1 protein-coding gene is annotated in these 1,616 nt (G+C 42.8%); it reads right to left on the bottom strand.

From position 1 onward, the window contains the following. Positions 1-100: 100 nt before the first annotated feature. Entirely contained in the window at positions 101-769 is a 669-nt protein-coding gene (locus QW71_RS35975) for an HAD family hydrolase (protein WP_039310821.1), read from the bottom strand. Positions 770-1,616 lie beyond the last annotated feature (847 nt).

The following is a 1,616-nucleotide window of genomic DNA, read 5'->3' as shown; positions in this document are numbered from 1 at the left end:
AGAAATATCTACTCCATGGGGTGAGCCAAGATGCCAGATGAATCCAAGTCAGAGCTTGTACAAAGAATTGGAGAACGTATTCGAAGAGTACTTACGCTGATCAAGTTGCGTTATATAATACGATATTGATTAATTCCTCTAAATTGTTAATAACAGCATCAGCATCAACAACAGTTTCAAATTGTTTATTTCGTTTCCAGACTGCCTTCATTCCAACATCACGGCTTGCCCGTATATCGTTATCAGGATGATCTCCAACAAAAAGGGCATTCTCGGCGGCTATATCAAGTTTTGCCAATGCACGGTTGAAGATTGCTTTATCGGGTTTTCGTAGCCCTTCCCATTCTGATATTAATACCTCATCAAATAAATGTTCGATGTGTAGCGCTTTGAAGTTATCATATTGGAATTGTCCAAAACCGTTTGATACCAGTGCTAACTTTATGTTATTGTTCTTCAACTCAGTAAGCATGCTTAACAAGTTCGGAAAACCTATACAATACATTTGGAAATTTCTTATGTAATCCTCTAAAAGTAACGTCCATTCCATGTTTTGAATAGAGAATTCATTTATAATCTGCTGATAAACTTTGTCCTTCCACATGTAACCATGATTATCAAGTTCGATGAACCGCTTAACAAAACTTTCTTTATTAACGATCTGAAACTCCGGGTAACGGTCGTATTGATCTCTGACAAACTCTAATAGTGATAAGTCACGGTCCAGCAGTGTTCCATCCAGATCAAAAAGAACCGCTTTGATTGTCATTCACTCACTCCTTTTTACCTAAAATTCGTTATAAATGATCATTATCCCTCCTAGTATAGCGCCAGATTTAAACTAGTGAAAACCATTTTGGTAAATCGTGTGCTGAAATTTGTGCCGCAGCAGATGCAACATTACCCAGCGGAACCGGAACCGCCAGTAAAGCCAGAATCAGTAAGTACACCGCGAGCTTGTGAAGCTTGAACCTTGTTAGCATGTAATTACCTCCATTGTAGAGTGAACTTGCAACTCAGACAGAAGAGAAGTGGTTGCCTCACCTTCCATCGTTTCACTCTATGATGTGTGCGCTCCATTAAGACGTATGGGAGAAGCTGCGGAGGCAAGCAGGAGAAATTCAGGGCAATTGCACATCGGCCAAAAGAAACCGGAATCACCGAGGCATACGTCTAGTCCATTCCACACTAGCCCTCATACGTTATACAGAAACCCGAGTGGTTATGTATAAACCTGACCGGCAGAAGGTGGGATAACGTGAATAAGTCGGATGCAAATAAGCACAGAAAGCTGAAGATGCAGCAATTCAAACGAAAACGGATAAAGCTTCCGCTCTACAGCACTACAACCTACAAATACAAAAGGTATCTGAAAAAAAGCAGGATGCTAAAAGGGAAACGAAGTGCTAAAGGAGATTCTGCCTCCCAAAACGCTAAGTGCCCGCCAAGCGTGACAGCCGCTTCACCGGGCGTAATGAGTATGATGGAACTCATGCAAAACATGGCTTCAATGGGGATGCAGGGAGCCACTGGCGCTGTAGGACTCATGGGCAGTATAGGAGTTATGGGCGCGACAGGCGCGACGGGTGCGATGGGCAGCATCGGGCTCATGGGCA

It is taken from the genome of Paenibacillus sp. IHB B 3415, assembly GCF_000802655.2.
GTDB lineage: Bacteria > Bacillota > Bacilli > Paenibacillales > Paenibacillaceae > Paenibacillus_AQ > Paenibacillus_AQ phytohabitans.
This window is presented reverse-complemented; position numbering and strand designations above follow the sequence as displayed.